Source organism: Marinobacter denitrificans (assembly GCF_008795955.1).
GTDB lineage: Bacteria > Pseudomonadota > Gammaproteobacteria > Pseudomonadales > Oleiphilaceae > Marinobacter > Marinobacter denitrificans.
Window position 1 is genome coordinate 1,489,881 of sequence record NZ_VMHN01000001.1, and the last position, 25,670, is coordinate 1,515,550.

The 25,670-nt window shown below is 59.4% G+C and carries 24 protein-coding genes; 14 read left to right on the plus strand and 10 right to left on the minus strand.

Annotated elements, in window-relative coordinates:
* Positions 1-111: 111 nt before the first annotated feature.
* The 4 genes from FO268_RS06890 (at position 112) to FO268_RS06905 (ending at position 5,366) form a co-directional block, all read left to right on the plus strand.
* On the plus strand, positions 112-2,619 hold the full coding sequence (locus FO268_RS06890) for an acyl-CoA dehydrogenase (RefSeq protein WP_150991025.1): 2,508 nt from the start codon (positions 112-114) through the stop codon (positions 2,617-2,619).
* 211 nt (positions 2,620-2,830) lie between these two features.
* A complete protein-coding gene (locus tag FO268_RS06895) occupies positions 2,831-3,601 on the plus strand; it encodes an ABC transporter ATP-binding protein (RefSeq protein WP_150991027.1) in 771 nt (256 codons plus the stop codon).
* Positions 3,598-4,593, plus strand: a complete 996-nt coding sequence (locus FO268_RS06900) for an ABC transporter substrate-binding protein (protein WP_150991029.1) — start codon at positions 3,598-3,600, stop codon at positions 4,591-4,593. Before FO268_RS06895 ends, FO268_RS06900 begins: the two co-directional genes overlap by 4 nt.
* Positions 4,594-4,595: 2 nt before the next feature.
* Positions 4,596-5,366, plus strand: coding sequence for an ABC transporter permease (locus FO268_RS06905; protein ID WP_150991031.1), 771 nt, complete (start codon positions 4,596-4,598; stop codon positions 5,364-5,366).
* A 6-nt stretch (positions 5,367-5,372) separates the two neighbouring features.
* On the opposite strand, the gene FO268_RS06910 is transcribed toward FO268_RS06905, so the two are convergent.
* The gene (locus FO268_RS06910; protein WP_150991033.1) at positions 5,373-6,320 is read right to left on the minus strand and encodes a LysR family transcriptional regulator; all 948 of its coding nucleotides are present in this window, start codon (positions 6,318-6,320) and stop codon (positions 5,373-5,375) included.
* Between the two features lie 235 nt (positions 6,321-6,555).
* Between FO268_RS06910 and FO268_RS06915 the strand changes: the two genes are divergently transcribed.
* Positions 6,556-7,464 carry a DMT family transporter gene (locus FO268_RS06915; RefSeq protein ID WP_150991035.1) on the plus strand — a complete coding sequence of 303 codons (909 nt, stop codon included), beginning with the start codon at positions 6,556-6,558 and terminating at the stop codon, positions 7,462-7,464.
* Here the strand turns inward: FO268_RS06915 and FO268_RS06920 are convergent.
* From FO268_RS06920 to FO268_RS06940, 5 genes are all read right to left on the minus strand, one after another.
* Complete coding sequence (locus tag FO268_RS06920; RefSeq protein WP_150991037.1) at positions 7,437-7,859, minus strand: hypothetical protein; 423 nt, start codon at positions 7,857-7,859, stop codon at positions 7,437-7,439. The genes FO268_RS06915 and FO268_RS06920 overlap by 28 nt on opposite strands.
* 183 nt (positions 7,860-8,042) lie before the next feature.
* Positions 8,043-8,597: a gamma-glutamylcyclotransferase gene (locus tag FO268_RS06925; protein WP_150991039.1), complete on the minus strand. Its 555-nt coding sequence runs from the start codon at positions 8,595-8,597 to the stop codon at positions 8,043-8,045.
* Positions 8,598-8,636: 39 nt separating this feature from the next.
* Complete coding sequence (locus FO268_RS06930; protein WP_150991041.1) at positions 8,637-9,269, minus strand: MarC family protein; 633 nt, start codon at positions 9,267-9,269, stop codon at positions 8,637-8,639.
* Between the two features lie 79 nt (positions 9,270-9,348).
* Positions 9,349-10,317 carry a 23S rRNA pseudouridine(2604) synthase RluF gene (gene rluF / locus FO268_RS06935; RefSeq protein ID WP_150991043.1) on the minus strand — a complete coding sequence of 323 codons (969 nt, stop codon included), beginning with the start codon at positions 10,315-10,317 and terminating at the stop codon, positions 9,349-9,351.
* Positions 10,318-10,335: 18 nt separating this feature from the next.
* Positions 10,336-11,340, minus strand: coding sequence for a GlxA family transcriptional regulator (locus FO268_RS06940; protein ID WP_150991045.1), 1,005 nt, complete (start codon positions 11,338-11,340; stop codon positions 10,336-10,338).
* Between the two features lie 112 nt (positions 11,341-11,452).
* On the opposite strand from FO268_RS06940, the gene FO268_RS06945 reads away from it, so the two are divergent.
* Entirely contained in the window at positions 11,453-12,361 is a 909-nt protein-coding gene (locus FO268_RS06945) for an alpha/beta hydrolase (RefSeq protein ID WP_150991047.1), read from the plus strand.
* Positions 12,362-12,427: 66 nt separating this feature from the next.
* On the plus strand, positions 12,428-13,300 hold the full coding sequence (locus FO268_RS06950; RefSeq protein ID WP_150991049.1) for an alpha/beta fold hydrolase: 873 nt from the start codon (positions 12,428-12,430) through the stop codon (positions 13,298-13,300).
* Between the two features lie 4 nt (positions 13,301-13,304).
* Here FO268_RS06950 and FO268_RS06955 read toward each other — a convergent pair whose 3' ends face one another.
* Positions 13,305-14,138: a hypothetical protein gene (locus tag FO268_RS06955; protein WP_225316521.1), complete on the minus strand. Its 834-nt coding sequence runs from the start codon at positions 14,136-14,138 to the stop codon at positions 13,305-13,307.
* Positions 14,128-14,748, minus strand: a complete 621-nt coding sequence (locus FO268_RS06960; protein WP_150991052.1) for a TetR/AcrR family transcriptional regulator — start codon at positions 14,746-14,748, stop codon at positions 14,128-14,130. Before FO268_RS06960 ends, FO268_RS06955 begins: the two co-directional genes overlap by 11 nt.
* 191 nt (positions 14,749-14,939) lie before the next feature.
* Between FO268_RS06960 and FO268_RS06965 the strand changes: the two genes are divergently transcribed.
* The 5 genes from FO268_RS06965 (at position 14,940) to FO268_RS06985 (ending at position 21,816) form a co-directional block, all read left to right on the plus strand.
* Positions 14,940-17,036 (plus strand): 3-hydroxyacyl-CoA dehydrogenase NAD-binding domain-containing protein, encoded by a 2,097-nt coding sequence (locus FO268_RS06965; RefSeq protein WP_150991054.1) that lies wholly within the window; start codon positions 14,940-14,942, stop codon positions 17,034-17,036.
* A gap of 30 nt (positions 17,037-17,066) precedes the next feature.
* Positions 17,067-18,248 carry an acetyl-CoA C-acyltransferase gene (locus FO268_RS06970; protein WP_150991056.1) on the plus strand — a complete coding sequence of 394 codons (1,182 nt, stop codon included), beginning with the start codon at positions 17,067-17,069 and terminating at the stop codon, positions 18,246-18,248.
* A 430-nt stretch (positions 18,249-18,678) separates the two neighbouring features.
* The gene (locus FO268_RS06975; RefSeq protein WP_150991058.1) at positions 18,679-19,866 is read left to right on the plus strand and encodes an acyl-CoA dehydrogenase family protein; all 1,188 of its coding nucleotides are present in this window, start codon (positions 18,679-18,681) and stop codon (positions 19,864-19,866) included.
* Between the two features lie 9 nt (positions 19,867-19,875).
* Positions 19,876-21,024 (plus strand): acyl-CoA dehydrogenase family protein, encoded by a 1,149-nt coding sequence (locus FO268_RS06980; protein WP_150991060.1) that lies wholly within the window; start codon positions 19,876-19,878, stop codon positions 21,022-21,024.
* An 18-nt stretch (positions 21,025-21,042) separates the two neighbouring features.
* Positions 21,043-21,816, plus strand: coding sequence for an SDR family oxidoreductase (locus tag FO268_RS06985; RefSeq protein ID WP_150991062.1), 774 nt, complete (start codon positions 21,043-21,045; stop codon positions 21,814-21,816).
* 18 nt (positions 21,817-21,834) lie between these two features.
* On the opposite strand, the gene FO268_RS06990 is transcribed toward FO268_RS06985, so the two are convergent.
* Entirely contained in the window at positions 21,835-22,800 is a 966-nt protein-coding gene (locus tag FO268_RS06990) for a threonine ammonia-lyase (RefSeq protein WP_150991064.1), read from the minus strand.
* 182 nt (positions 22,801-22,982) lie between these two features.
* On the opposite strand from FO268_RS06990, the gene FO268_RS06995 reads away from it, so the two are divergent.
* Positions 22,983-23,582, plus strand: coding sequence for a nucleotidyltransferase domain-containing protein (locus FO268_RS06995; protein ID WP_225316522.1), 600 nt, complete (start codon positions 22,983-22,985; stop codon positions 23,580-23,582).
* On the plus strand, positions 23,563-23,988 hold the full coding sequence (locus FO268_RS07000) for a hypothetical protein (protein ID WP_150991066.1): 426 nt from the start codon (positions 23,563-23,565) through the stop codon (positions 23,986-23,988). Before FO268_RS06995 ends, FO268_RS07000 begins: the two co-directional genes overlap by 20 nt.
* Positions 23,989-24,048: 60 nt before the next feature.
* Here FO268_RS07000 and FO268_RS07005 read toward each other — a convergent pair whose 3' ends face one another.
* Complete coding sequence (locus FO268_RS07005; RefSeq protein ID WP_150991068.1) at positions 24,049-25,626, minus strand: flavin-containing monooxygenase; 1,578 nt, start codon at positions 25,624-25,626, stop codon at positions 24,049-24,051.
* Positions 25,627-25,670: the final 44 nt, after the last annotated feature.

Genomic DNA, 25,670 nt, shown 5'->3' on the forward strand with positions numbered 1-25,670 from the left:
TTCTCGGCGATCAGCCGGCATAACCAGCAGATACGCTTGCAACAGCACGGGCTTTGGCCGAAGGTAAGAACTATTCAGGTTGAATTTCATTTTGATACGGAGATCTGCCCTATGAGTGTTCTGCTTCTCCTCCTAAGTGCGCTGGTGCTGATTTATCTCGGCATTGGCGGCGCAACGGCTGCTGCCGTTCTGGTCATCGCCACAATTGTGGGTCTGTTCCAGGATGGCTGGCACATCCTCAGTATCCTGTTCGGTGGTGGCTTGCTGGCCCTGAGCCTGGTGTTGGTACTGCCCGGGGATCTGCGACGTGAGAAGCTGAGTGCACCACTCCTTGGGTGGGTTCGTGGAAGGCTCCCCAAGCTCTCCGACACCGAGGCCGAAGCACTGCGCTCGGGCACTGTGGACTGGGACGGCGAGCTGTTTTCCGGCCAGCCCGAATGGTCGAAGTTACTGGACGCCAAGCCAGCTCATCTGTCCAGTGAAGAGCAGGCGTTCCTCGACGGACCTGTGGAAAAACTCTGTCGCATGCTGGACGACTGGAAGATCACCCACGAAGAGTACGATCTGCCCAACAAGGTCTGGAAATTCATTCGTGAGAACGGTTTCTTCGGCCTGATGATTCCCAAGGAGCAGGGTGGCAAGGGTTTCTCCCATACCGCTCATTCCGAAATCGTCATGAAGATCTCCACCCGCAGTGTGTCTGCAGCCGTCACCGTCATGGTGCCCAACTCCCTGGGCCCGGGCGAGTTGCTGATGGAGTACGGCACCGATGCCCAGAAAGAACATTACCTGCCCCGCCTCGCCGGTGGCGAGGAGATCCCCTGCTTTGCCCTGACCTCACCGGTGGCGGGTTCCGACGCAGGCGCCATCCCCGACAAGGGTATCGTCTGTAAGGGCCAATGGAATGGTGAGGAAGTACTGGGCCTGAAAGTTACCTGGAACAAGCGCTACATCACACTGGTACCGGTTGCCACGCTGATTGGCCTGGCCATCAAGGTGTACGACCCCGACAAGCTGCTGGGGGAGAACGACGAGATCGGCGTGACCTGCGTAATGATTCCCCAGGATCTTGAAGGCGTTCACTCCGGTGCTCGCCACCTACCCATGAACACGGTGTTCATGAACGGGCCGACCTGGGGCACTGACGTTTTCATCCCCATGGAACAGGTCATCGGTGGCCAGGACATGCTGGGCAAGGGCTGGAAGATGCTGCTGGAATGCCTGTCCATCGGCCGCTCCATCTCCCTGCCCGCATTGGGCACCGGCGCCGGCAAGGTGGCCAGCCTGGCAACCGGCTCCTATGCCCTCACCAGGGAACAGTTCGGCCGCTCCATCAGCCAGTTTGAAGGGGTACAGGAAGCCCTGGAACCCATCGCCGGCTATACCTACATGATGGACGCCGCGCGATTGCTGACCTCAGGTATGCTGGATCGCGGCGTTCGCCCGTCCGTACCTTCCGCGGTGCTCAAATACCGCAATACCGATCTGATGCGTATTGTGATCAATCATGCCATGGATGTGGTGGCAGGCCGTGGGGTTATTACCGGCCCCCGCAACTTCCTGGCCCGGGCCTACCAGGCGGTACCGATCGGTATTACGGTTGAGGGCGCCAATATCCTCACCCGCAGCCTGATGGTGTTCGGCCAGGGCGCTATTCGCTGCCATCCATTCATTGTGGAAGAGATCGAAGCGGCCGGTATGGAGGATAAAAAAGCGGCGGTGGAAAAGTTCGATGGCATTTTCTACCGCCATATCGCCCACACCACCCGTAATGCACTGCGGTCGTTTTTGCTGGCCCTGACCGGCGGCCTGCTGGAACCAGTACCGCGCCAGGGTAATATCCAGTCCAGCTATCGCCAGTTGGCACGCTTCTCTGCAGCATTTGCACTGATGACCGACGTGACCCTGCTTACCGTGGGGGGTGGCCTCAAGGCCCGCCAGCGTCTGTCCGGCCGTATGGCGGACTGCCTGGTGCATCTGTATTACGCCACAGCCGTCATCAAGCAATGGCACGAGGAAGGCTACCCGGATGACCAGCGCCCGCTGGTGGACTGGTGCCTGCAAACCAGCCTGCGGGATCTCAAGACTTCCATGCGAGAATTGATCATCAACTTCCCGGTGCCGCTGCTGCGCTGGCCGTTGCGGATACTGGTCTTCCCGCTGGGTGCCACCGGCCTGAACGGGCCTGACGACAGGCTCGGTACAGAAGTTGCCGCCAGCATTGTCAACGACACACCGTTACGCCAGCGCATCAGCCGTGGCAGTTACATCAATACCGACCCGAACGATCCGCTCGGCCGCGTACTGAACGCCTACCGCCTGGCCAATGAAACCCGCGAAATGCGCGAACGCTTGCACGAAGCCCTGCGTAACAGCGACGAAGACGAGTTGGGCGGCATTGACCTGCTGATGGGCCATGAGCGCAAGGAACTGGTGGACTGGGCGTGTAAGCAGGGCGTTGTGAAAGACGAGGAGTGCGAAACGCTGCTGGAAGCACTGGAAGCGCTCTACGACGTTATCCGCGTTGATGCTTTTGAGCCCGACGGCCTCAAAGCTCTGTCCCGTTGCGCCAAAGGGAAACGGAAAGTCGTGGAACGACTGCCAAAAGAAGAAGAATGATTCCTTTCAGCCGCACTCGATGGATCGGGTGCGGCTGAATGCCTGCCGGCACCTGAACCCTTCCTGAACCGTGCTATTGCTTCAGCCTCTCACCCTGATTGGCACATCCTATGAAAGTAGATTCAGAAAGCACTTTTTCTTGTGAACTTTTGGTTATAAAATAACTGATAGATATTTCATTTAAGAATATAAAGATATTCCGGCAGGCTATATGGAACTTCAGTTCAGCCAGGTCACCAAATCGTTCGGGGACCTGAATGTCATCAAGCAATTCGACACCACCATCAGGAATGGCGAGATCGTTGCCCTGGTGGGGCCTTCTGGTTGTGGCAAATCCACGTTGTTACATATGCTGGCCGGACTTCAGCAGCCCACGTCAGGCACTTTAACTGCGGGTGGCGCTTCGGTTGCAAAGCCGTCTCCGGAGCGCACCCTGGTATTTCAGGAACACGCGCTCTATCCATGGATGACCCTGCTGGACAATGTTGCCCTGGCGCTGGAATTCCAGGACAAGCCACGGAAAACGTCCCTGGCAGAAGCCCGGAAATGGCTCTCCCGGGTAAAACTCGAGGGCTTCGAGGACTATTACCCTCATCAGGTCTCCGGCGGCATGCGCCAGCGTTGTGCCCTGGCCAGGGCTTTTATCGCCCGCCCCAAGGTCCTGTTACTGGACGAACCCTTCGGTGCCCTCGACGCGCTTACCCGGATGACTCTGCAGAGTGTCCTTAAAGATCTGATCGAGGAAGAACGGCCCACCGTGGTTCTGGTCACCCATGATGTGGACGAAGCCCTGTATCTGGCAGACCGCGTGATGGTTTTCAGCCAGCGCCCGGCGACCGTCCTCAGGGAAGTCGAACTGGGGCACATCCCCAAAACCCATGACCTGACTGCTTTTGCGGATGTCCGCCTGGAAGTTCTGCACCTGTTGGGCATTGATACTGACGAACACACACCCGCTGATTCCCAAGGAGAAACGGCATGAACCGCTCTTTACTGGCTCCCCTCTTTGCCTTCCTGCTGGGCCTGGTAAGTACCAGCCCGGCGACGGCCGCAGAAGAATTCCGTGTCGGTTATGTCCGTGTGATGGACGATGCCCAGGCCATGCTGGCCTATGAAGCCGGGCTTTATGAGAAATATGGCCTGGATGCAGAGCTGATCGAATTCACCTCCGGCACCGACCTGATCAAGGGCATTGTTGGCGGGCAGCTGGATATCGGCGTACTGGGTTTCTCCAACGCCTTTACCTGGGCTTCCAAGGGCGCGGATCTGAAGATCGTGGGTGGGGCCCAGCGCGGCTATCACTCGCTGCTGGTGCGTGAAGATTCGGGTATCGAATCGGTGGAAGACCTTCGTGGCAAGAACCTCGCTTCCCAGAAGCAGGGCAGCACCGCAGACATCGTGCTCAAGGGCGTGATGCTCGACAATGCGGGCCTCACTCCATCCGACCTCAACATCATGGGTGTCGCCCCATCCGTGGCCGTTCAGTCGCTGGTTGGTGGCCGCGTGGATGCAGCCTTCCTGTTCGAGCCCTACGACCGTATCGCGCAACTGGTGGCACCGGTCAAACAGATCTACGAGATTGGCGAGGTCTGGCCGTTCCCCTGCATGGTGGTGATCACCTCCGGTGAAACCCTGGAGAAGCGCAAGGATGTTCTCTGGGCAGCACTGGATGCCCAGCGCGAAGCCATTGATATGCTCGAGAGCGCCCCCGAAAAGGCGGCGCCCTACATCACTGACTACTTTATCCGCGAGCCGGTGGTGAAATCCCGCAACCAGGGTGACGTGCCCAGTGAGCAGGTGATCACCGAAGCCATCAAGACCAACGACTTCAGCGCCAAGCTGACGGAAGACGACATCAACCGCATGAAAGAGTTGGCGGCCATCATGCAGGAGCAGGGCATTCTCAAGGTGGACGGCGAGTTTGACGTCGACGCCCTGCTGGACATGTCCTGGCAGCAGGCGCGTGAGCTGTAAGCATGAATAACAGTCAGACCACCGGCGTTGCCAGCAAACGGGCCTATGTGGCCGCCATCGCCATTATCCTGTTTTTCTGGCAGGTGGCGGCCTGGTTCCTGCCGGACTTCCTGATGCCGGATGTACCGGTAGCTCTGCAACGGTTGTGGGAAGAACTCAACAGTGGCGAGTTCTACGAAGGGCTCGGCAACAGCATGAGCCGCCTGGGCATCGGCTACGGCGCCGCCCTGTTCTTCGGCATCATACTGGGCCTGGTGGGCGGGACCCTGGATATGGTGCGCAGTACCCTGAAGGCCGCCATCATCATCCTGCAATCCATTCCTTCCATTGCCTGGGTGCCACTGTTCCTGATCCTGATGGGCTTCGGCAACATGCCGATCATTGTGGTAGTGGCCATCGGCGCCTTCTTCCCCACCGCATTGAGCGTAATGAACGCCACCGAGAGCGTGGAGAAAGTGCACATCTCCGCCGCCCGGGTGATGGGCGCCTCCAAGATGCAGATGCTCAAACGGGTCTACTTCCCGGCGGTGACCCCGGAACTGATCACCGGTGCCCAGCTCGCCTTCGGCAACGCCTGGCGCGCCCTGATCTCGGCCGAAATGATCGTCGGCTTCAGCGCCGGCCTGGGCAAATCCCTGGCCTATTCCGGCGAGATTGCGGATATGACCGGCGTTATGACCAACATCCTGGTGATCGCGATCCTGGCTGCCGTAATCGATCAGGTCATCCTCGAACGCATCAAGCACCGCTTACTACGTTATCAGTACCTCTGAGCCTGGTCACTCAGCCCTGAGGCCACCGCGAATGGCCTCATCCACCAGCCACCGGCGCAGAACCTGAATCCCCCGCTCGCGCCGGCGGCTGGTCTTCCAGGCAAAGTAGAACTTGTCACCGGTCATCACTGAATGACAGGGCAACCGCACAAAATCCTCGGAATCCTTCCGTGTGCTCAGCATGTAATCATTGGTCAGCGTGATGCCCTGATGAAACCTCGCCGCCTCCAACGACAGCAGCATATGGCTCGAATGCAGCAACCGGCTTGAAGCAGGCAACTTCAAACCCGCCTCGTGATACCACGCCTCCCAGTCGCCCCCCTGCTTATCGTAAATACTGTGGGTAGACAGCAGCGGAAACTGAGCCACCATCTCCGGCGTTAACGACACCGAATCAGAATCGGCATTGACCTCATCCAGCGCCAGCTCCCGACGAATCCGCTGCCAGTAATCCTGACTGCACACCGGAAACAGCCGCTCGGTATACAGCAGCTCATAACTGAACGCCGCCGACACCGGCTTGATGGTAATAAAACAATCCGCCACCCGATCCGACAGCACCGGATTCTCGCTGCTCATCTCCAGCGACAGCTCCAGTTGCGGATGTAGCCTCTGCAGGTCCGGCAACCTTGGCGCCAGCCAACGCACCGCAAACGAACTGAACACCGACAGCCGCAACCGCGACTCCTCATGCCCCAGCAACTGCTCACTCACTCTCTCAATCTGCAACAACGCCGACCCGACACCATCCAGATACTGCCGCCCCTCGTCAGTCAACGCCAACGTACGACCACTGCGCCAGAACAGCTTCTCACCCAGGTAGGTTTCCAGCTGCTTGATCTGATGACTGACCGCACTCTGGCTCACCGCCAGCTCCTCGGCGGCCAGCGAAAAGCTGTTCAGCCGGGCAACGGCTTCGAAGACGGGGAGGGATTTCAGGGGTGGAAGCTTCATTATCTATTTTTCTAATACCGGTGGATTAAAGATCATTTTATCGGATATTAGCACAGGCATAGAATGCCATCACAAGATTCAGAGAGCCGGGCGGGTGGGCCTCGCCGAAACCGTGCGGAGCCATGGATGGCGGAGCCCGAGCCGAACAGGGACGTCTTGAGGCGTGTTTCGGAGAGGCCTACCCGCCCGGCGAATGCTCCCAAGCGGGAGGAAAGTTTATATAGAGGGGTAAACCATGTCAGGCAAAACCGTAAACAGTGCAATTCTACTGCTGGTGATCGGCAACGCCATGGCATTGATCAGCGACGTGTTCATCAAACTGATGGAACCCGGCGCTCCGATATTCCAGTTTGCCTTCCTGCGCTGCGTCATCACCCTGCTGCTGTTACTGCCCCTGGCCGGCCAGCTCAACCGCAATCACCTGTTCTCCGGCTTCAAAATTCACGCCGTGCGGGCCCACATACACCTGGTCGGTATCCTGTGCATGGTCATCGCCCTGGCCAACCTGCCCCTGGCCACCGCCAATGCCGTGTTCTACGCAGCGCCCATACTGGTCATGGTGCTATCCGTCATCATCTTCCGGGAAAAGCTTACGCCACTGAGCGTCTTCGCTGTATTCAGCGGATTCGGCGGCATCATCGTCATCCTGCGTCCAGTGGAATTCAACTGGGCCGCCATCGCAGCCCTGGCCTCCGCCTTTGCCCTGGCTATCAACGCCGTCATGGTCCGCAAGTTACCGAAAGAGCAGACCACCGTGCACAAGCTGCTACTGAACTACATGCTGATTATCCCGGCGGCCGGTGCGCTGGCATTTTGGGAAGGCGCGGCCTGGGACAGCTCCATACTGATCAGTGCCCTGGGCTCTGCCCTGTTTATACTGGGCTACAACATCACTGTTTTACTGGCTTACAAGCAGGTGGACGCCAACCAGGTAACCGCTGCTGAATACACCGGGCTGATCTGGGCTGTAGGCATTGGCTGGATCTGGTTCTCCGAGGTGCCGGACCTGTGGTTCCTGGCCGGCAGCACCATGATTGTGGTGCCTCTGATTCTGATTGGTCTGCAACAACACCGGCGCCGTTCAAGGGCGCCGGCCAGGGGTTTTAATCCGGACACTCAGCGGGTTACGTCGATGAGCAGCTGAGCGCCCTGATCGACCGGATGATAGCCACTGTTGTAACGAAACCGGTAACGGCTGCCTCGATTATAATGCCCGTGGTGCCGGCTCTCGTTCCAGTGGCGCTTATGGCCATGGTAGCCGTGTTTACGCTGCTGGTACTTCTTGTGCTTCCAGCCGTGATGCCGCTTGCTATGCTTTTTGTGTTTCCAGCCATGCTTGCGGTCGCGGTAGCCGTGGTCGGCGTACCTGTCACGGTGCTGCGAAGTCAGAAACTTCTTGTGGTGCGGGGCGCCCTTGGCGTGGCCCACCTTCTGGTGGTAGCCCGCCTTGTGGTCTTCACGCTTGAAAGAGTCCGCCATGGCAGGCGCGGTGGCCATCAACAGGCCAATAAGGCAACTTCCGATCAGAAACTTTTTCATCGTTCTTCTCCCGATCTTTCCGGATCCCGGATATCAGCACTCACAGGCACTTTGCGTGTGCTCCCTGAGTTCAGAGTACGGATCTACCGGGTAATGTCAGGCGATCGGGGGCCGCTTTGCACTTCTTTTACGTGGGCGCTGACAGACTTTACAGTTCTCAGTGCCGCTTGACCGGGGCCGGCCTCACAGCAGGTGGGACTCCAGTTCAAATACGTGGGGATCATGATCGCCGAGCGCTCTTAGCGCCTCTGCCAGTTTCAGCAGATATTCACTGTTGGGACCACTGGGGCCGGTAGAACGTGCAATCTGACGCGCAATGTCGAGGGAAGACGCCGGCCCCAGAAAAGCGGCGTTGTCTTCGGTGGCAATGTAAACAAGGCCTTCTGCGCAGTTACCGTCATCAAACACCATGGGGGTGCTGAAACGCAGGTAGCCGTTCTTTTCCCGTACATCCAGATGCTGGAAAACCTGCGGCGATACCCGGTAGGCGACGCCCTTGCACAGAGCGCCCGGCTGCTCAATCAGCGTTACTACCCTCCCTGGCGCCTCTGGTGTGCCGCGATGGTCATGGGAGCCCTGCCAGAAACGGCGGGCCCAGCCTTCAATGGTAGCGGGCCGTTGTTCGAGGAACGGGAAGTCCACCTTATAGATCAATGAGCCATACCCAAACAGCCACACGGAGGACACCCCGTCGAATTGCTGCCGGCTGCGGTTATGTTCCACGGTATCAAATGACATTATGCACTGGCTCCCGCTCACAAACGCTGGTTGAAATCATCAGGTAGCTGCCGTTGACGCGATAAATCCGGCAATTCCCGTCAGCACGATTTCCGCTGCCATGGCGGAGAGAATCAGGCCACTGATCTTGGAGAGGATATTCAGCCCGGTTTTACCCAGCACCTTTTCGAGGTAACCGGACAAGTGCAGCAATGCCGCCAGGATGGCCAGCCCCGACACCAGCCCCAACAACCCGCCTGCCACTTCCGGCACGCTGTTCAGCTCGGCCCCGTAAACCAGGATGGCACCAATGGTGGCCGGACCAATCATCACCGGGATGGCCAACGGCACTACGGCAATATCGTCACGGTCTTCGTCCGGCAAGCCGGTGGCGTGGTTGCGGGTGCCACTGGTAACCAGGCTGATGGCGGTCAGGAACAGGAGGCTGCCGGCGCCGATCCGGAACGAGTTCAGGGTAATGCCGATGGCGCTGAACAGCAGCGGACCGGCAAAGAACAGTACCAACCCCAGGATCAGTGCCGATACGGTAGAGCGGCGGATAATGGAGCTTTTTTCCGCCGCCGGCAGCCCCCGGGTCAGTGCCAGAAACATGGTCACCACAAAGAACGGCGCCAGCAGAAACAGGAAACGAATCGTGCTGCTGATGTAGGTACTGAAAAACGCTTCAAACATTCGGAATATCCGGCCAGGAGTAAAAGCGCCATAGCATACCGGCACCGACGCCTGAGTGCCGTACGGAAGTGAACGTACTCTACCGTTTAACGCTGGGTTTCCGCGGCTTGCGAGGCTTTACCGGCCTTGCAGGTTTGCCCTGCCCGGAGGGCTTGCCACGCTTTCCCGCCGGCTTCGCTGGCCTTCCGTCTTTTATAGTCTTGCCTCGTGCACTCTCGGGCGGCTTGCCCGTCTTTTTGCCAGGTTTTTTCCCAGCCGATTTCTTTCCAGTGGGTTTCTTTCCACTGGGTTTCTTCCTTTCGCTGCGGGTGTCCGGGTTCACCTCCGAGGAAGAATCCCGGATCATATCAAACAGCCCTTTCAACTCCTTCTCACCCAGATCGCGCCACTCGCCATCCGGCAGTCCTTTCAGGCTGATGTTCATGATGCGTACCCGCTCGAGCCTGGTGACCTCGTAATCAAAAAACTCGCACATGCGCCGGATCTGCCGGTTCAGGCCCTGCACCAGGGTGATACGGAACACGAAACGGGAGACCTTCTCTACCTTGCAGCGCTTGGTGACCGTGCCCAGGATCGGCACGCCGGCACTCATGCCCTGCACGAACTCCGCCGTCACCGGCTTGTTGACGGTCACCAGGTATTCTTTCTCGTGGTTGTTACCCGCACGCAGGATCTTGTTGACCAGGTCGCCGTTACTGGTAAGAAAAATCAGCCCCTGGGAGTCCTTGTCGAGACGGCCAATGGGGAAAATCCGCTCGCCGTGGCCCACATGGTTGACGATGTTCCTGGGTTCCGCCGGGTCGGTGGTGCTGACCACGCCTACGGGCTTGTTCAGGGCGATAAAAATCAGGTCTTCCTCGTCCCGGGGTTCGATCAGCTGGCCATTAACCGTGACCTTGTCACCGGGTAAAACCTGGTCCCCAACCTGGGCGGCCTTGCCATTGATCGCGACGTTGCCATTCTCGATGTAGCGGTCGGCCTCCCGCCGGGAACACATGCCACTCTCGCTGATGTATTTGTTGAGGCGGGTCGAGTTTTTACCGGGCATGGGGTTCCTGTTCTGGGTCTAGGCCACTTTGGGGGAAACATAGCTGAAACGCTTACGATACTGCTCCATGGTACAACCTACTGTGCGTTTGAACAGCCTCCGGAAGGAACTGGCGTCTTCATAACCCACGCTCCAGATAATCCGCACCGTCTGTTCGCGGCTGGATTCGAGCAAGTGCTTGGCTGCCTCGATTCGCAGATGCTGCAGGTAACCGATGGGAGTTTCCCCGGTAGCTTCCTTGAACCGGCGCTTGAAGGTACGGGTGCCAAGGCCAGCTACAGCAGCCACTTCATCAATCGTCAGCCCGTCTGCGTAATGCTGCTCCAGCCAGCTCTGTGCCTTGCGAATGGCATCATCCTGATGCGCTTTCTGGCTGTAGAACGCCATGTAGGGTGTCTGTTCCATTCTGCGACCGTCCAGCACCAGCATCTTGCTGCACGCCAGGGCTACGGCGGGTGAGGCGAAACGCTCCACCAGGTAAATGCACAAATCCACAAACGCTGTGGCCCCGCCGGCGCAGATAATCTGGCCGTTATCCACCAGCAACTGGTCCTCTTCCAGGCGCAGGTGCGGGTAACGGCTACGAAACAGCGGTGCTGCCCGCCAGTGGGTCGTGGCCACCTGATCCTCCAGCAAACCGGCCTCCGCCAGCACAAAGCTGCCGGTACAGACACTGGCGAGTACCGCGCCACGGCCCAGTGCTTCCCGCAGCCAGCCATACAGGGGCTTTGACGGCGCCAGGGTTCGCTCAAGCCGCTCCGCCCCAACCGCAGCTTCCACGGAAGAACCCACCACGATCAGGTCGGCCTGGAAGCTTCCCCGTTGAATGGTCGGCGTAACCACGGCACCGCTGTAGCCACGCACCGGCTCGTCGTCCACCGTTACCACCTGGCAGTTGAACAGGGGCTCGCTATGGCCAACGGGAGCGCGGCCACAGAAATTGGCGACGGTAAAGAAGTCCATCACGCCGTGCACACCGGAGGCGTGACAGTTGGGCAAGGCGATGATCGCAATGTTGAACATGACTGACTGGCCCTTTTCGCACTTTATATGTCAAATATGACACTCCTGCCGGCCACCCGCAAGCCCTAATCTGAACCTGTCATTCACCAATGCAGGAAGAAGGACTTTCACTATGACCTCACAACTGAACACCCAGTCGGAGACCTTTCAACGTCCGACCGTCCAGCCCGCTCCAGACCATACTGGATTTTCAGCCACACGCCTGGCCCTGCAGCTATACGCCAGGGTTTCACCCCAGAAGGCCGGCCGGCTGGTAAACCGCATGGCCTTCAGGCCCTCGCGCCTGCCCGTGCCGATTCGCTACGAACCCCTGCTGGATAACGCCGACAGTTACACCCAACTTCAGCATGGCGCGCGCACCATACCGGTCTATTCCTGGGGCGAAGGGCCGGTCATTCTCGGCGTTCATGGCTGGGCCGGTGCCGGCATCCAGTTTGGCGCCTGGGTAACCCCACTGGTGGAAGCCGGCTATCGCGTGGTGCTGTTTGACGCCCCGGCCCACGGCCGCGCCCAGGGCGAAAGCACCGACCTGTTTGAAATGGCCGAGGTCACTGCCAGGGTGGCGGCCAGTGTGGGCCGTGTTCATGGCGTTCTGGCGCATTCTATTGGCTGCATTGCTGTCACCCGAGCCATCGCGGATGGCCTGAAGGCGAATTACCTGGTGATGCTGGCGCCTCCAGCAGGCCTCCGTGCTGTGATGGACAACCTGGGTCGCCAACTGGGGCTGAGCGGGGACGTTCTGGCGGTTCACCTTCAGCTGATGGAAGAGCGTTTCGGTCAATCGGTCTGGGAGCAGCTCGACCTGGAAGCGTTGTCGCGCTCGCTCACCCAACGGGGCCTGCTCGTGATCGATGATGAGGACACCACCATCTCACCCGATGAAAGCCAACGGATACTCGACAACTGGGAAAACGCGACGGTTTTGCGCACCCGGGGTCTGGGCCATCATCGATTGTTATGGAGCCCCATGGTTGTGGAAACCGTGCTCCGGGATCTGGGTCGGCCGGTGGATACCGTTTGATTGCACCGTCCCGCACTCCCGTTTATGGTTTCGAAGCAGAACCGCTAACCGACATGGAGTCCCGCAATGCAACTGTCCGACCCGAAACAACAACAAACACCCCGGGGCCGACTCGCCTGGAGGGAGGGCGGTAGCCCCGAGGGTCAGCCGCTGGTAATGATCCACGGCTGGCCGGAAAGCTCCTACTGCTGGGAACATGTGGCCGCACACCTGAAACCGGGATTTCGCATTATTGCGCCAGATCTGCGGGGGCTGGGCGACAGTGAACGTACCCCGGGCGTCGATCATTACCGCAAACAGGAAATGGCGCAGGATGTAGTCAGCCTGCTGGACAGCCTGGGCATTGGCAACTTTCAGCTTGTAGGCCATGACTGGGGCGGTATTGTGGCCCAGGAAGTGGCTCTGGCCATCCCGGACAGAGTGCGCCGGATGGTGATCATGAACATTGCCGTCATCAACAACCTCAAAGGCAATCAGGAAGTGATCTCAAAGGTTCGCGCGGGTAGCGGTGCCGCCTACTGGTACCAGCACTTCATGCAAACACCGGGGCTGCCCGAGGCCATGATTCCCGGTGCCGAAGAAACCTGGCTGGGGCATTTCCTGCGCACCTGGAACGGGCAACCTTTCCCGCAGGACGCGTTCGACGAATACCTGCGCACTTTCCGGGTGCCAGGCACGCCCGGTACCAGTTCCAACTATTACCGGACCTTTCACGACGACGCCAAGCGCTGGGCCACCACCGAGGGGCATCGTTGGCCCATGCCCTCCCTGTACATCTATGGCAACAAGGACAAGGTGATCATTCCGGAATACCTCAATCACATCGAGGAATGCTTTGAATCCCTGCAAGTGGAGCAGGTGGAGGCGGGGCATTTCCTTCAGGAGGAACAGCCGGCTGCGGTGGCGGGCTACCTGAACAATTTCCTGGAAATCGACTGAAACGCTAGCGGGACGGGCTGACGAACACCCAGTTGGTACCCACGTCGTCGCACACGATGATGTCATGGTTGATCACCGTGCACAGGGAAATATCCTGCGGCAACTCATCGTGATAACGGGCTTTGACCGCCAGGGTTTTCTTGTCCTGTTTGAGCAGGGTAAATGTCTGCTCCATTCGCCGTGCAAAGTCGACACCGCCATTTTCTATGGTGTGAAAGGCATTATGGAACGCAGTGAAACTCATGGTGTTGGCACCCAGGCCGATGTCTACCATGTTGGGGATGTACCGGTCGTAGGCGTCTGAAAGGTAACGCCGCACCTCTTCGTCGTCATTGCGGTTACCTTCGAAGGAGCTCAGGCCCAGGCGGTTCTCCGGCTCCAGAGCGCCGTCCGCCAGCCTGTTGTTGGGGAGATTTTCCGTCAGCTCATAACGGCGTTGTGGGCAGGTAATGTGCTTACCTTCCAGGCGACAATCCGCCAGCCGGCCAGTGAGTTCGGAGTCCTCTTCCTGTTCGGTTGGAGCACGTTGCGAGTTGGCCGGGGCCGGGCCGTCCTGCGAAGGTGGGGGAGCTGGTGGCGCGGAAGCACCGGGATCAGGTACCTCCAGGCCCAGGCGTCCGGCGGGGCGGCGCAGAAGCAACGCCTGTACCTGGGGGTCGTTGCGCTTGAAATCCGTCGGAGAAGGCAGGCCCGCACCCTGCCCCTCGGCGACAATTTTGCAGTACAACTTTTCCAGCCCGGTTTTCGCGCCCTCCATGCAGGCTTCATCGGCAGGGGCGGCCTGGGTGGTGCCAAAGCAGACCCCAAGCACGAGCAGTGTCAGCCATCTAGCTGTCATCACGCTGCCCCAGGGCCACTCGAGCCATCAGGTCTTCCACCCGGCGGATGGTCTCGGCATCGCCCTTTTTGCCGGTTAGTACCACCTGGGAGCCGATGGTGGCCACGTACATCAACAGTGACAGGTCCCGGATGCGCTGGGGGTCACTGCTCAGGCGTTCATAGAGTTCGCAGTTCTGGTTGATGCGGGCTTCATCCACTTCGGTTACCAGGTCCGCGGCATAGTCATTGCGGCGAGCAAAGTCCCGAACGGCCAGTTCCACCTGCAAGCGGCGGATGTTACGGGAGGCATCAGTGAGCAGCAGTTCCAGGATCTGCCGCAGCTCGGTTTCCACATCGCCACCCTGGGGTTTCCAGTACTGAAGTTCGTGTAGACGGCGGTCGCGCCAGCGGTCGAGAAAGCTGACCACCAGATCTTCATGGTCCTTGAAGTGCCAATAGAAACTGCCCCGGGTGACGCCGAGTTTTTTCGCCAGCGTCAGCACCCGCAAATGGCTGAAACCGCCAGCGGCCACTTCCCCGGCAGCAGCATCCAGCCAGTCGTCACGGGTCAGTTGCGCTTTTCCCGGGTTCTTGCGGCGAGTACGTGTGGTCTGTCGGGCGTCAGTCATTCGGTGGTCAGATCCTGCTGCTGGCGGTATCGGGTGCATTCTACATGAACAGGGCCAGCACATCTGAAGCCGTTGACCCCACCCAAAACATACATTAGTGTATGGACCAACAATACACCAGTGTATGGGGAGTTCAACGCACATCTTCATACCCACCGATTCATCCGATTCCAGTATCAGGGAGCTGCCCGATGAGTACCGCCCATTACGACGTGAACGGCACCATTGCCGTAATCCGACTCGACAATCCACCCGTCAACGGCCTGGGCCTGGCACTTCGCCAGGGCATTGTAAGTGGTATCCGCCAGGCGGAAGCCGATGATGCTGTGAAAGCCGTTGTGCTGATTGGCTCTGACCGTGCCTTTTCCGGCGGCGCCGATATCAGCGAATTTGGCACTTCCAAAGCCACTGCCGAACCCAACCTGAACACCGTGATCAACTATGTGGAAAGCAGTCGCAAGCCAGTGATTGCCGCCATTAGCGGAGCATGCATGGGCGGCGGGCTGGAACTGGCGCTGGGATGTAATTATCGCATTGCCAGGCCCGATGCCCAGATCGCCCTGCCGGAAGTGAAACTGGGCCTGCTGCCTGGTGCCGGCGGCACCCAGCGCCTGCCCCGTGTGATTGGTGCCGAGCACGCCCTGAACATGATTGTCTCCGGCAGCGTGGTGCCGGCGAAGCAGTTCAAGGGCAGCGCGCTGTTTGACGAAATTGTGGACGGCGAGTTGCTGGACGCTGCCATTGCCTACGCCACCAAGGTGGTCAACGAAAACCTGCCGCTGAAGAAAGTGCGTGACCTCAAGGCCAAACACCCCAACCCGGAAGGCTTCTTCATGTTCACCCGCAACACCGTGGGTGCCATGGCAAAGAACTACCCGGCACCGCTGAAGTGTGTGGAGGCGGTGAAAGCGGCGGTAACCATGCCGTTCGACAAGGGCATGCAAGTGGAGCGCGAAGCCTTCGTAAACCTGATGCAGACCCCAGAATCCCGCGCTTTGCGTCACGCGTTCTTCTCCGAGCGCCTGACCAGCAAGATTGCTGACGTGCCCTCCGATACCCCGGCGCGCGACATCAAATCCGTCGGCGTGATTGGCGGCGGCACCATGGGCACCGGTATCAGCATCAACTTCCTCAACGCCGGTATCCCGGTGACGATTGTGGAAATGAAGCAGGAAGGCCTGGACCGTGGCGTTGAAGCCATCCGCAAAGTCTATGAGGGCCGTGTGAAGAAAGGCCGCATGAGCGAAGACGACGCCAAGGCCAAGATGGCCCTTCTCACCCCGTCTCTGAGCTATGACGACCTGAGCAACGTGGATCTGGTGATAGAAGCCGTCTTCGAGGAAATGGGCGTCAAACAGTCTGTGTTCGAGAAGCTGGACGAAGTATGCAAGCCAGGTGCAATTCTGGCCTCCAACACCTCCACCCTGGATCTCAACAAGATCGCCAGCTTTACCAAGCGCCCGGAAGATGTGATCGGCCTGCACTTCTTCAGCCCGGCCAACATCATGAAGCTGCTGGAAGTGGTCCGTGGCGAGAAAACCGCCAAGGACGTGCTGGCCACCGCCATGAAACTGGCCAAGGCGATCAAGAAGACGGCCGTGGTTTCCGGCGTGTGCGACGGCTTTATCGGCAACCGCATGATCAACCAGTACCAGCGTGAAGCCCTGCTGATGCTGGAAGAAGGCGCCAGCGTGCAGCAGATCGACAAGGCCATCGAGAAGTTCGGCTTCGCCATGGGCCCATTGCGCATGGCCGACCTGGCCGGCGGTGACATCGGCTGGGCCATCCGCAAGCGCCAGTACGAGGAAAACCCGGACATGGTGAAGATGGTGGTCGCCGACCGCCTGTGCGAAATGGGCCGCTACGGCCAGAAGACCGGCGCCGGTTTCTACCGCTACGAGCCGGGCAACCGCAACGCCCTGCACGACCCGGAAGTGGACAGGGTGGTGGACGAAGTCCGCGCCGAGCTGGGCATCACTCCGCGCAAGATCAGCAACCAGGAAATCGTGGAGCGCTGCGTGTATGCCCTGGTCAACGAAGGCGCGCAGATTCTGGACGAAGGCATCGCCCAGCGTGCCTCCGACATCGACATGGTGTACCTGACCGGTTACGGCTTCCCGGTGTTCCGCGGCGGCCCCATGCACTACGCCGAAGAAGTCGGGCTGCCCAACGTGGTGCGTGCCATGCAGGCCTTTACCGAAGACCGCCACACCCAGCCAGGCTTCTGGGAGCCGGCAGCGCTGCTCGCCAGGCGCGCTGAGGAAGGCAAGGGTTTCGACGCTAAATAACCGGTCCACGAATTTTTTCGGAGAATTATTATGTCCAATGATGTTGTCATCGTATCCACTGCCCGCACGCCCCTGGCCAAATCCTGGCGCGGCGGCCTGAACATGACCCACGGCGCTACCCTGGCCGGTCATGCCATCCAGCACGCGGTCGAGCGCTCGAAAGTCGACCCCAACGAAATCGAAGACGTGCTGATGGGCTGCGCCTTGCCGGAAGGCTCCACCGGTAACGATGTGGCCCGCATGGGTGCAATTCGCGCGGGCCTGCCGGTCTCCGTGGCCGGCGCCACCATCAACCGCTTCTGCTCCTCCGGCCTGCAGGCCATCGCCATGGCGGCCCACCACATTGCCGTGGACCGGGTGCCGGTAATGGTCGCCGGCGGCGTGGAGTCCATCTCCACCGTGCAGGCGAACGTGAACCAGAACTACTTCATGGAACCCTGGCTGGCGAAGAACAAGCCGGAGCTCTACTGGTCCATGCTGGACACCGCCGAAACCGTGGCCAAGCGCTACAGCATCAAGAAAGAAGACATGGACGAGTACGGCGTACGCAGCCAGACCCTGGCCTCCAAGGCCCGTGAAGACGGCAAGTTCGACGACGAAATCGTGCCCATCACCACCACCATGGGCGTTGCCGACAAGGCCACCGGCCAGCTCAGCAGCCAGGAAGTCACCGTCAGCCAGGACGAAGGCATCCGCCCGGACACCAACCTGGAAGGCGTCAGCAAGATCCGCTCGGCAATGGAAGGCGGCGTGGTCACCGCCGGCAACGCCAGCCAGTTCTCCGACGGCGCTTCGGCCTGCGTTCTGATGGACAGCAAAATCGCCGAACAGCGCGGTGCCACGCCACTGGGTATCTTCCGTGGTTTCGCCGTTGCCGGTTGCGAGCCCGACGAAATGGGCATCGGCCCAGTGTTCGCGGTCCCCAAACTGCTCAAGCGCGCCGGCCTGACCGTCGACGATATCGGCCTGTGGGAGCTGAACGAAGCCTTCGCGGTTCAGGTGCTCTACTGCCAGCGCAAACTGGGCATCCCGATGGACCGCCTGAACGTCAACGGCGGCGCCATCGCGGTCGGTCACCCCTACGGCACCACCGGTTCCCGCCTGGTCGGCCACGCCCTGATCGAAGGTAAGCGCCGTGGTGTTAAGTATGTGGTCGTTACCATGTGCGTTGGTACTGGTATGGGAGCTGCCGGCTTGTTTGAAGTCGCCTGATTGCCTAAGGCTTTGGGGGAAGCGCCTGTTGGGTAGGGTGTTCCGAAACACGCTGTAAACACGTCCGTGTGCGCTTGGGCTCCGCCATCCCTGGCTCCGCACAGTTTCGGAACACCCTACCCAACAGTCGCCCATAGCTTTGTGCAATGGCAGACCATTAAAGACTCCGAACCTGAGACGGTTATTGCCCAGAGCCGATTGCGAGAGCAGGCACGAACAAACTCGAAGCGTCGGCCAGGTATCACCGTTCAAAACTGTGCGGAGCCAGGGATGGCGGAGCCCAAGCGTCACATGGATGTGCCGAAGGAGCGTGTTTTGAACGGTGATACCTGGCCGGCGCCGCTCCCGGACTTGAAGACGCGCTATCCCAAACTTATAGGCGGCTCCGGAACAAGGAGCCAACGACCTCAGCCAACAGAAGAGGTGCTCCATGGATTTGAATTACACCCCCGAACAAGAGGCGTTCCGCGCTGAAGTTCGACAGTTTCTTGAAGACAACCTGCCGGACGATATCCGCGAGCGGGTACAGAAACGGCTGCGCCCGGACAAAGCCATGACCGAGCGGTGGCAGAAGATACTGTTTGAAAAAGGCTGGGGAGCTTCCACCTGGCCGACCGAATTCGGCGGTACCGGTTGGGACCCGATTCAGCAGATTATCTTTGAAGAAGAATGTGCCCTCGCCGGTGCTCCGCGTCAGTTGGACTTCGGACTGCGCATGGTTGGGCCCGTCATCATGACGTTTGGTAACGACGAGCAGAAACAGCGCTTCCTGCCGGGCATTCTCAGTGGTGAAGACTGGTGGTGCCAGGGTTACTCCGAACCCGGGGCCGGTTCAGATCTGGCGTCGCTGCGCACGTCGGCCAAACGGGAAGGCGATCATTACATCGTCAATGGCCAGAAAACCTGGACGACCCTGGGCCAGCATGCGGACTGGATTTTCTGCCTGGTGCGTACCAGCACCCAGGGCAAACCGCAGCAGGGGATTTCATTCCTGTTGATCGATATGAACACCCCGGGCATCGATGTGAAGCCCATCATCATGCTGGACGGTGAGCATGAGATTAACGAGGTGTACTTCGACAACGTCAAAGTCCCTGCCGAGAATCTGATCGGCGAGGAAAACCAGGGCTGGACCTACGCCAAGTTCCTGCTGGGCCATGAGCGCACGGGCCTCGCCAATGTGGGGCAGTGGAAGGCGTTGATGAAGCGCCTGAAGGAAGTGGCGCGGCAGGAGCAGGATGGTCAGCGGCCGCTGATCGAGAACACCCGCTTCCGCGACCGCCTGGCGCAGCTGGATGCCGAGCTGCGTGCGCTTGAACTGACGGTTCTGCGTGTGCTGACCGACAAACGCGGCCCCGGCCCGCAGGCGTCGATTCTGAAAATCCGTGGTACCGAAATCGGCCAGCAACTGTTTGAAATGCTGATGGAAGCGGGCGGCCAGGATTCCATTGCCCATATCCCGGAAGCGTTGGAGCTGGATTACAACGGGCCCCGTGCGGGCTCGATAGATGCCACGCCGTCGGCCGGCGATTACTTCAACATGCGCAAGCTGTCGATCTTTGGTGGGTCCAACGAGATCCAGCGCAATATCATTTCCCAACTCGTGCTAGGTCTTTAAGGAGGCGCTATGAATTTTGATCTGAGCGAAGAACAGCAAATGCTGAACGATTCACTGCGCCGCTTCGTTACCAACGAGTATGGCTATGAAAAGCGCGGTGAAATTATCAGCTCCGGAACCGGCATCGACCGGGCCACCTGGTCGAATTTCGCCGAGATGGGGCTGCTTGGCTTCAGCTTCCCGGAAGACTACGACGGGCTGGGCGGAAATGCCGTCGACACCATGGTGGTCATGGAGAACTTTGGCCGCGGCCTGGTGGTGGAACCCTATCTGGCCACGGTGGTACTGGCCGGCGGGCTGATCCGGGATGCCGGTAATGAGGCCCAGAAAGCCGACATCCTGCCGGGCATTGCCAGCGGCGAAAGGCTCCTGGCGCTTGCGCACTACGAGCCGGGAGCCCGCTACAACCTGAGCCATGTGCAGACGACCGCCCGCAAGGACGGTGACCATTTCCAGATCAGCGGCCAGAAAACCACCGTGCTGCATGGCGGCCAGGCGAATCAGTTGATCGTATCGGCGCGCACCAGTGGTGGCGTGAATGATGAATCCGGGCTCTCCCTGTTCCTGGTGGATAGCGGCGCCAAAGGCGTGAAAGTGGACGACTTCGCCACCCACGATGGCCACCGTACCGCTGATATCAGTTTCAGCAATGTCACCGTCAGTGCCCACAACCTGATCGGCACCATCGACGAGGCCTTCCCGGCCATCGAAAAAACCGTGGACCTTGGTATTGCCGCCCTGTGTGCGGAAGCGGTTGGCGCCATGGAAGCAATGAACGCCGCCACGCTGGAGTACATCAAGACCCGCAAGCAGTTCGGTGTACCCATTGGCAAGTTCCAGGTGTTGCAGCACCGCATGGCGGATATGTTCATCCAGACCGAACAGGCCAGAACCATGGCCATCCTGGCTGCCAGCGAGGCGGACTCCGATGACCGCGCCAACCGCCGGGAAGCCATCTCCATGGCCAAGACCCTGGTGGGCCAGGCCGCCCGTTATGTGGGCCAGCAAGGGGTTCAGTTGCACGGCGGTATGGGCGTGACCGACGAAATGTTCGCCGCCCACCTGTTCAAGCGTCTGACCCTGATCAACCTGCTGTTTGGTGATGCCGATCATCACCTGGCCCAGGTCAGTGATGGCCTGCTGGCAAAGACCGCCTGAACCCTCAAGGAGAGCAAAATGAGCGTAAAACAACTACTGGATCTGACCGGCAAGGTCGCTTTCATCACCGGCGGCTCTCGGGGCCTGGGCCTGCAGATGGCCGAAGCTCTGGGGGAGCTGGGGGCCAGAATCGCCATCAGCGCCCGCAAACAGCATGAGCTCGACGAGGCCAAGGCGCACCTGGAAGGCCAGGGGGTGGAAGTGATCACCATCGCCGCCGACCTGTCCGATCTGGAAGGCATTCCCGGTGTGGTGGATCAGGTGGTCAGCCAGCTGGGTGACATCGATATCCTGGTCAACAACGCCGGCGCCACCTGGGGCGCCCCCGCTGAGGACTACCCGGCGGAAGGCTGGATGAAGGTGATGAACCTGAACGTCAACGCTTCCTTCTTCCTGACCCAGACCGTGGGCAAGCGCTGCATGATTCCCCGCAACACCGGTAAGGTGATCAACATCGCCTCCATCGCGGGCCTGTCCGGCAACCCTGAAGGCATGAAGACCATCGCCTACAACACCAGCAAGGGCGCCATGGTGAACTTTACCCGCGCCCTGGCCTCCGAATGGGGCCAGTACAACATCAATGTGAATGCCCTGTGCCCGGGCTTCTTCCCGTCGAAGATGTCCCAGGGGCTGCTGGATGCCCAGGGTGAGAAGATGCTCGAGCGCATACCCCTGAATCGCTTTGGCGGCGAGGAGGATCTCAAGGGTGCGGCGGTGTTACTGGCCTCCGAGGCCGGGCGGCACATCACCGGGCAGTGCCTGGCGGTAGATGGCGGCACGCTGGTCAGCTAGGCGTGGTGCTTTAGCCCGTCACAGGCACTGAGTGACCTGCTCCGGGTCCAGGTTGCCACCGGTAATGATCAGAACCGTGGTCCCGTCTGGAGCAGGCGGAACCTTGTTCTCCAGCAATGCCGCCAACCCAACACTGGCACCGGGCTCGACGTAGAGCCTGGCCTCAGTCAGCAGGCGGCGCGTGGCTTCTCTGATACCCGCCTCGGTAACCGTCACGATACGATCCACCACCTGGCGTGATGCCGCATAGGTGCAGTCTCCAACCACTGCCGGTGCGAGGCTCGCGGCCCAGGTAGCCACCGAGTCCAGGCTGGCTGTGGCATCCTGTTTTTGCCAGGCATTGAACATGGTAGCCGCGCCCTCCGGCTCCACGCCAATCAGCTCTATCTCCGGCCGTTGCGCCTTGACGGCCAGCCCCAGGCCTGAGATCAGCCCACCGCCGCCAATGGGGCACAGCACCCGCTCCACATCCGGCTGCTGGCGCAGCAGTTCCAGGCCAACCGTGCCCTGCCCCGCCATGATGCGGACATCGTTATAGGGATGTACCAGGGTCAGCCCCTGCTCATCCCGCATCTGGTGGCACAAGGCCACAGCTTGCTGGATGGTGCCTTGAACAATCACCTCGGCACCCAGTTCCCGGGTACGGCGAATCTTCAGCGGGCTGGAACCCTCCGGCATGACCACCGTGAGCGGCACATTCTGCATGGCTGCCGCCCAGGCCAGGGCGATGGCATGGTTACCGGCCGACACCGTCACCAGGCCGGCTTTGAGTTCGTCTTCAGAAGCGGTCAGCAGCCAGTTCAACGCACCACGGGCCTTGAAGCTGCCGGTGCGCTGGAGGCTCTCGCATTTCAAGCCAAGGGGCTGGCCCATGGCGGCATCCACGTCAGGCACCCTTAACAACGGAGTCTCGCCCAGTTGTGGGCGGATACGCTGCTCTGCCTCAAGAATCCCGGATTGGTCAGGAAGGGTTGGTTTGGTCATGGCGCGCGCTCCTGTTGTTCCCGTATGCAAACCATGGTGCAGGAACGACTGACTATCAAGATACATCGACCAACGGGAGTCGGATGCACAAACACACATTTTGCGTAATACCCAAATTGGGTATAAAGTTACCCAAATTAGGTATTAACCTGAATGAACTCGATAACCACAGGTGGCCCTCGATGTCGTCAAACTCCAGCCTTGCGGATGCCTTGTTTTCAGGCACCCGACAAAAAGTGCTTGGCCTCCTATTCATGCAGCCCGATCACGACTTCTCACTAGCCGAATTAATCGAACGCGTAAGGGCCGGCTCCGGGGCAGTTCAACGGGAAATAGGTCGATTCGTGGACAGCGGGCTGGTCACTGTCGAAGTCAAGGGGCGCCAGAAGCGTTATAGAGCCAACCAGGAATCGCCCATCTTTCCGGAATTGTGCTCTCTGGTTGCAAAAACCCTTGGGCCGGCTCAAGTGGTCAAGGATGCTCTGAGCGCCTTGGACAGTGAAATCGACGTAGCACTGGTTTATGGTTCGGTGGCCAAGAATACTGATCGGGCGGACAGTGACATCGACCTTATGCTGGTTTCTGACACATTAACCCTCGAAGATGTGTTTACCGCACTGGAGCCGGTGGAACAGGAGCTGTCGCGGCCTGTAAACCCCACACTTTACACCAGGCACGAATTTGAAAAGCGTCGGAACAACGACAATCCGTTTGTAAGAAAGGTACTGAATGGACCGTACCTGTTATTGAAGGGAATCATTAATGAACAAGGAAGCTCTTGAGAATCTGGTCAACATTCGCAAACTCCACTATGAAGCGGCTGATGCCAGCGAAGTAAATGGTCTCATCCGATCCGGTAGCATCCGACTGCAAGATGCAAAACTGGAATCCCTCAGTCTGGAAAGCCGCTTCGATCTGACCTACAACGCCGCTCACGCATTGTCACTGGCAGCCTTGCGCCATCTTGGTTATCGTTCTGACAATCGATACCTCGTTTTCCAATGCCTGCAGAACACACTCGACCTCCCCTCTGCAAAATGGCGTGTTCTTGATCAGGCTCATCGCAAACGAAACCTGGCGGAGTACGAGGGGTTCATCGACGTGGATGAAAACCTGGTTGCCAGCCTTGTCCGGGTCTGTGAGGACATCAAGGTGGCGATTAAAGAGCTGACGGAGAATGACAGATAGCCGACTCCTACCCAATATAGGTCGATAAATGCCCATATTGGGTAGCTTTCAGTCAACGACTTACAGTGCAGGCGCTGCCTCGCCCAGGCCTTCGGCCTCCGGCTCACACACATACTGCGCCGCATCAAAGCGCCTGGTCTGCTGCCGGAACTGCCAGGTGAAGCCCGGCCACAGTGTGGTGTTCTTGCCGTTCTCGTTCACGTACCAGCTCTTGCAGCCGGTCTGCCAGACAGAGTCACCAAGCTTGGCGTGAATGGAGGCGTTGTATTTACTCAGGGCGTCTTCCTTCACTTCCACGCTCTTCCAGCCGTGCTTCTGCATTTTCTTCAGGGCATCCAGCACGTACTGGATCTGGCTTTCGATCATGTACACCATGGAGCTGTGGCCCAGGCCGGTGTTGGGGCCCATGAGCATGAAGAAATTGGGGAAGCCGGCGATGGTGCTGCCCTTGTAGGCTTCGGCACCGTCTTTCCAGGCATCCAGCAGGTCCTGGCCGTTGCGGCCATATACCATGCCGGCGGGAATCGGGTCCTGGGCGCGGAAGCCGGTGCCGTAGATGATGCAGTCCACTTCCCGCTCGTTGCCGTTGTTATCCACAATCATGTTGCCCCTCACTTCGCGGATGCCGTCGGTCAGCACGTCGACGTTGTCCTGGGCCAGGGCCGGGTAGTAGTTGTTGGAAATCAGTACCCGCTTGCAGCCGAAGTGGAAGTCCGGGGTGACCTTTTTGCGCAGTTCCCTGTCCTTGATCTGGTTGCGGATATGGCGGCGGGCCTGTAGCTCGCCGATCTTGAGGATGCGGGGATTGCCCACAAAGCCCAGCACCCGGGCCTCCAGCATCCAGTAGATGCTCTGGCGGAAGGCATTCAGGGTTTGTGGGAACCTGCGGAACATCATCCGCTCCAGTGGACGGATCTCCCGGTCCGGCTTGGGTACGATCCATGGCGGTGTGCGCTGGTACAGGTCCAGGTGGGCCGCGTCCTTGGCCACTTCCGGCACAAACTGTATGGCCGAGGCCCCGGTGCCGATCACTGCCACCCGCTTGCCTTTGAAATCATAGCTGTGGTCCCAGTCCTGGGAGTGGAAGTTCTTGCCGGTGAAGGTGTCGATGCCCTTGATGTTGGGGTAAGCCGGTGTGCTGAGGCCGCCCATGCCGGAAACGACGACATCCGCCTTGAAGGAGCTGAATTCAGGCAGATCCTTGTCTTTGCGGTCCAGTTTGTCGCCGGGGTTCAGGCATTTGTCGTGCATGTAGGCCCAGAGTCTGGGGCTGTCGCAGGTTTCGACGGTCCAGCTCTGGTTGTTTTCATCGAACCGAGCGCCAGCAACGTGGGTGTTCAGGCGGATGTGTTCCATCAGGCCATATTTCTCGGCGCAGTGGCGCAGGTAGGCCTGGATTTCTTTCTGTTGGGCGAACATCCGGCTCCAGTTGGGGTTCTGTTCGAAGGAGAAGGAGTAGAGGGCGGACTGGACGTCGCAGGCGCAGCCGGGGTAGTGGTTTTCGTGCCAGGTGCCGCCGACGTCGTCGCTTTGTTCCAGGATGACAAAGTTGTCGTATCCGGCTTCTTTGAGCTTGATGCCCATGCCCAGGCCGGAAAATCCGGTTCCGATGATGGCGATTTGTGCGTTCTGACTCATGCTGCTACCTCGTTGTTCGCTGGCCATCCGGCCTTGCCTGTTGT

What these genes read in the sequence shown, in the direction of transcription:
- FO268_RS06890 (WP_150991025.1), top strand. Translation starts at nt 112, where the DNA reads ATGAGTGTTCTGCTTCTCCTCCTAAGTGCGCTGGTGCTGATTTATCTC.
- FO268_RS06995 (WP_225316522.1), top strand. Translation starts at nt 22,983, where the DNA reads ATGTCGTCAAACTCCAGCCTTGCGGATGCCTTGTTTTCAGGCACCCGA.
- FO268_RS06900 (WP_150991029.1), top strand. Translation starts at nt 3,598, where the DNA reads ATGAACCGCTCTTTACTGGCTCCCCTCTTTGCCTTCCTGCTGGGCCTG.
- FO268_RS06905 (WP_150991031.1), top strand. Translation starts at nt 4,596, where the DNA reads ATGAATAACAGTCAGACCACCGGCGTTGCCAGCAAACGGGCCTATGTG.
- FO268_RS06940 (WP_150991045.1), bottom strand. Translation starts at nt 11,340, where the DNA reads ATGTTCAACATTGCGATCATCGCCTTGCCCAACTGTCACGCCTCCGGT.
- FO268_RS07005 (WP_150991068.1), bottom strand. Translation starts at nt 25,626, where the DNA reads ATGAGTCAGAACGCACAAATCGCCATCATCGGAACCGGATTTTCCGGC.
- FO268_RS06980 (WP_150991060.1), top strand. Translation starts at nt 19,876, where the DNA reads ATGAATTTTGATCTGAGCGAAGAACAGCAAATGCTGAACGATTCACTG.
- FO268_RS06945 (WP_150991047.1), top strand. Translation starts at nt 11,453, where the DNA reads ATGACCTCACAACTGAACACCCAGTCGGAGACCTTTCAACGTCCGACC.
- FO268_RS07000 (WP_150991066.1), top strand. Translation starts at nt 23,563, where the DNA reads ATGAACAAGGAAGCTCTTGAGAATCTGGTCAACATTCGCAAACTCCAC.
- FO268_RS06985 (WP_150991062.1), top strand. Translation starts at nt 21,043, where the DNA reads ATGAGCGTAAAACAACTACTGGATCTGACCGGCAAGGTCGCTTTCATC.
- FO268_RS06990 (WP_150991064.1), bottom strand. Translation starts at nt 22,800, where the DNA reads ATGACCAAACCAACCCTTCCTGACCAATCCGGGATTCTTGAGGCAGAG.
- FO268_RS06910 (WP_150991033.1), bottom strand. Translation starts at nt 6,320, where the DNA reads ATGAAGCTTCCACCCCTGAAATCCCTCCCCGTCTTCGAAGCCGTTGCC.
- FO268_RS06960 (WP_150991052.1), bottom strand. Translation starts at nt 14,748, where the DNA reads ATGACTGACGCCCGACAGACCACACGTACTCGCCGCAAGAACCCGGGA.
- FO268_RS06920 (WP_150991037.1), bottom strand. Translation starts at nt 7,859, where the DNA reads ATGAAAAAGTTTCTGATCGGAAGTTGCCTTATTGGCCTGTTGATGGCC.
- FO268_RS06950 (WP_150991049.1), top strand. Translation starts at nt 12,428, where the DNA reads ATGCAACTGTCCGACCCGAAACAACAACAAACACCCCGGGGCCGACTC.
- FO268_RS06925 (WP_150991039.1), bottom strand. Translation starts at nt 8,597, where the DNA reads ATGTCATTTGATACCGTGGAACATAACCGCAGCCGGCAGCAATTCGAC.
- FO268_RS06930 (WP_150991041.1), bottom strand. Translation starts at nt 9,269, where the DNA reads ATGTTTGAAGCGTTTTTCAGTACCTACATCAGCAGCACGATTCGTTTC.
- rluF (WP_150991043.1), bottom strand. Translation starts at nt 10,317, where the DNA reads ATGCCCGGTAAAAACTCGACCCGCCTCAACAAATACATCAGCGAGAGT.
- FO268_RS06975 (WP_150991058.1), top strand. Translation starts at nt 18,679, where the DNA reads ATGGATTTGAATTACACCCCCGAACAAGAGGCGTTCCGCGCTGAAGTT.
- FO268_RS06955 (WP_225316521.1), bottom strand. Translation starts at nt 14,138, where the DNA reads ATGACAGCTAGATGGCTGACACTGCTCGTGCTTGGGGTCTGCTTTGGC.
- FO268_RS06970 (WP_150991056.1), top strand. Translation starts at nt 17,067, where the DNA reads ATGTCCAATGATGTTGTCATCGTATCCACTGCCCGCACGCCCCTGGCC.
- FO268_RS06915 (WP_150991035.1), top strand. Translation starts at nt 6,556, where the DNA reads ATGTCAGGCAAAACCGTAAACAGTGCAATTCTACTGCTGGTGATCGGC.
- FO268_RS06965 (WP_150991054.1), top strand. Translation starts at nt 14,940, where the DNA reads ATGAGTACCGCCCATTACGACGTGAACGGCACCATTGCCGTAATCCGA.
- FO268_RS06895 (WP_150991027.1), top strand. Translation starts at nt 2,831, where the DNA reads ATGGAACTTCAGTTCAGCCAGGTCACCAAATCGTTCGGGGACCTGAAT.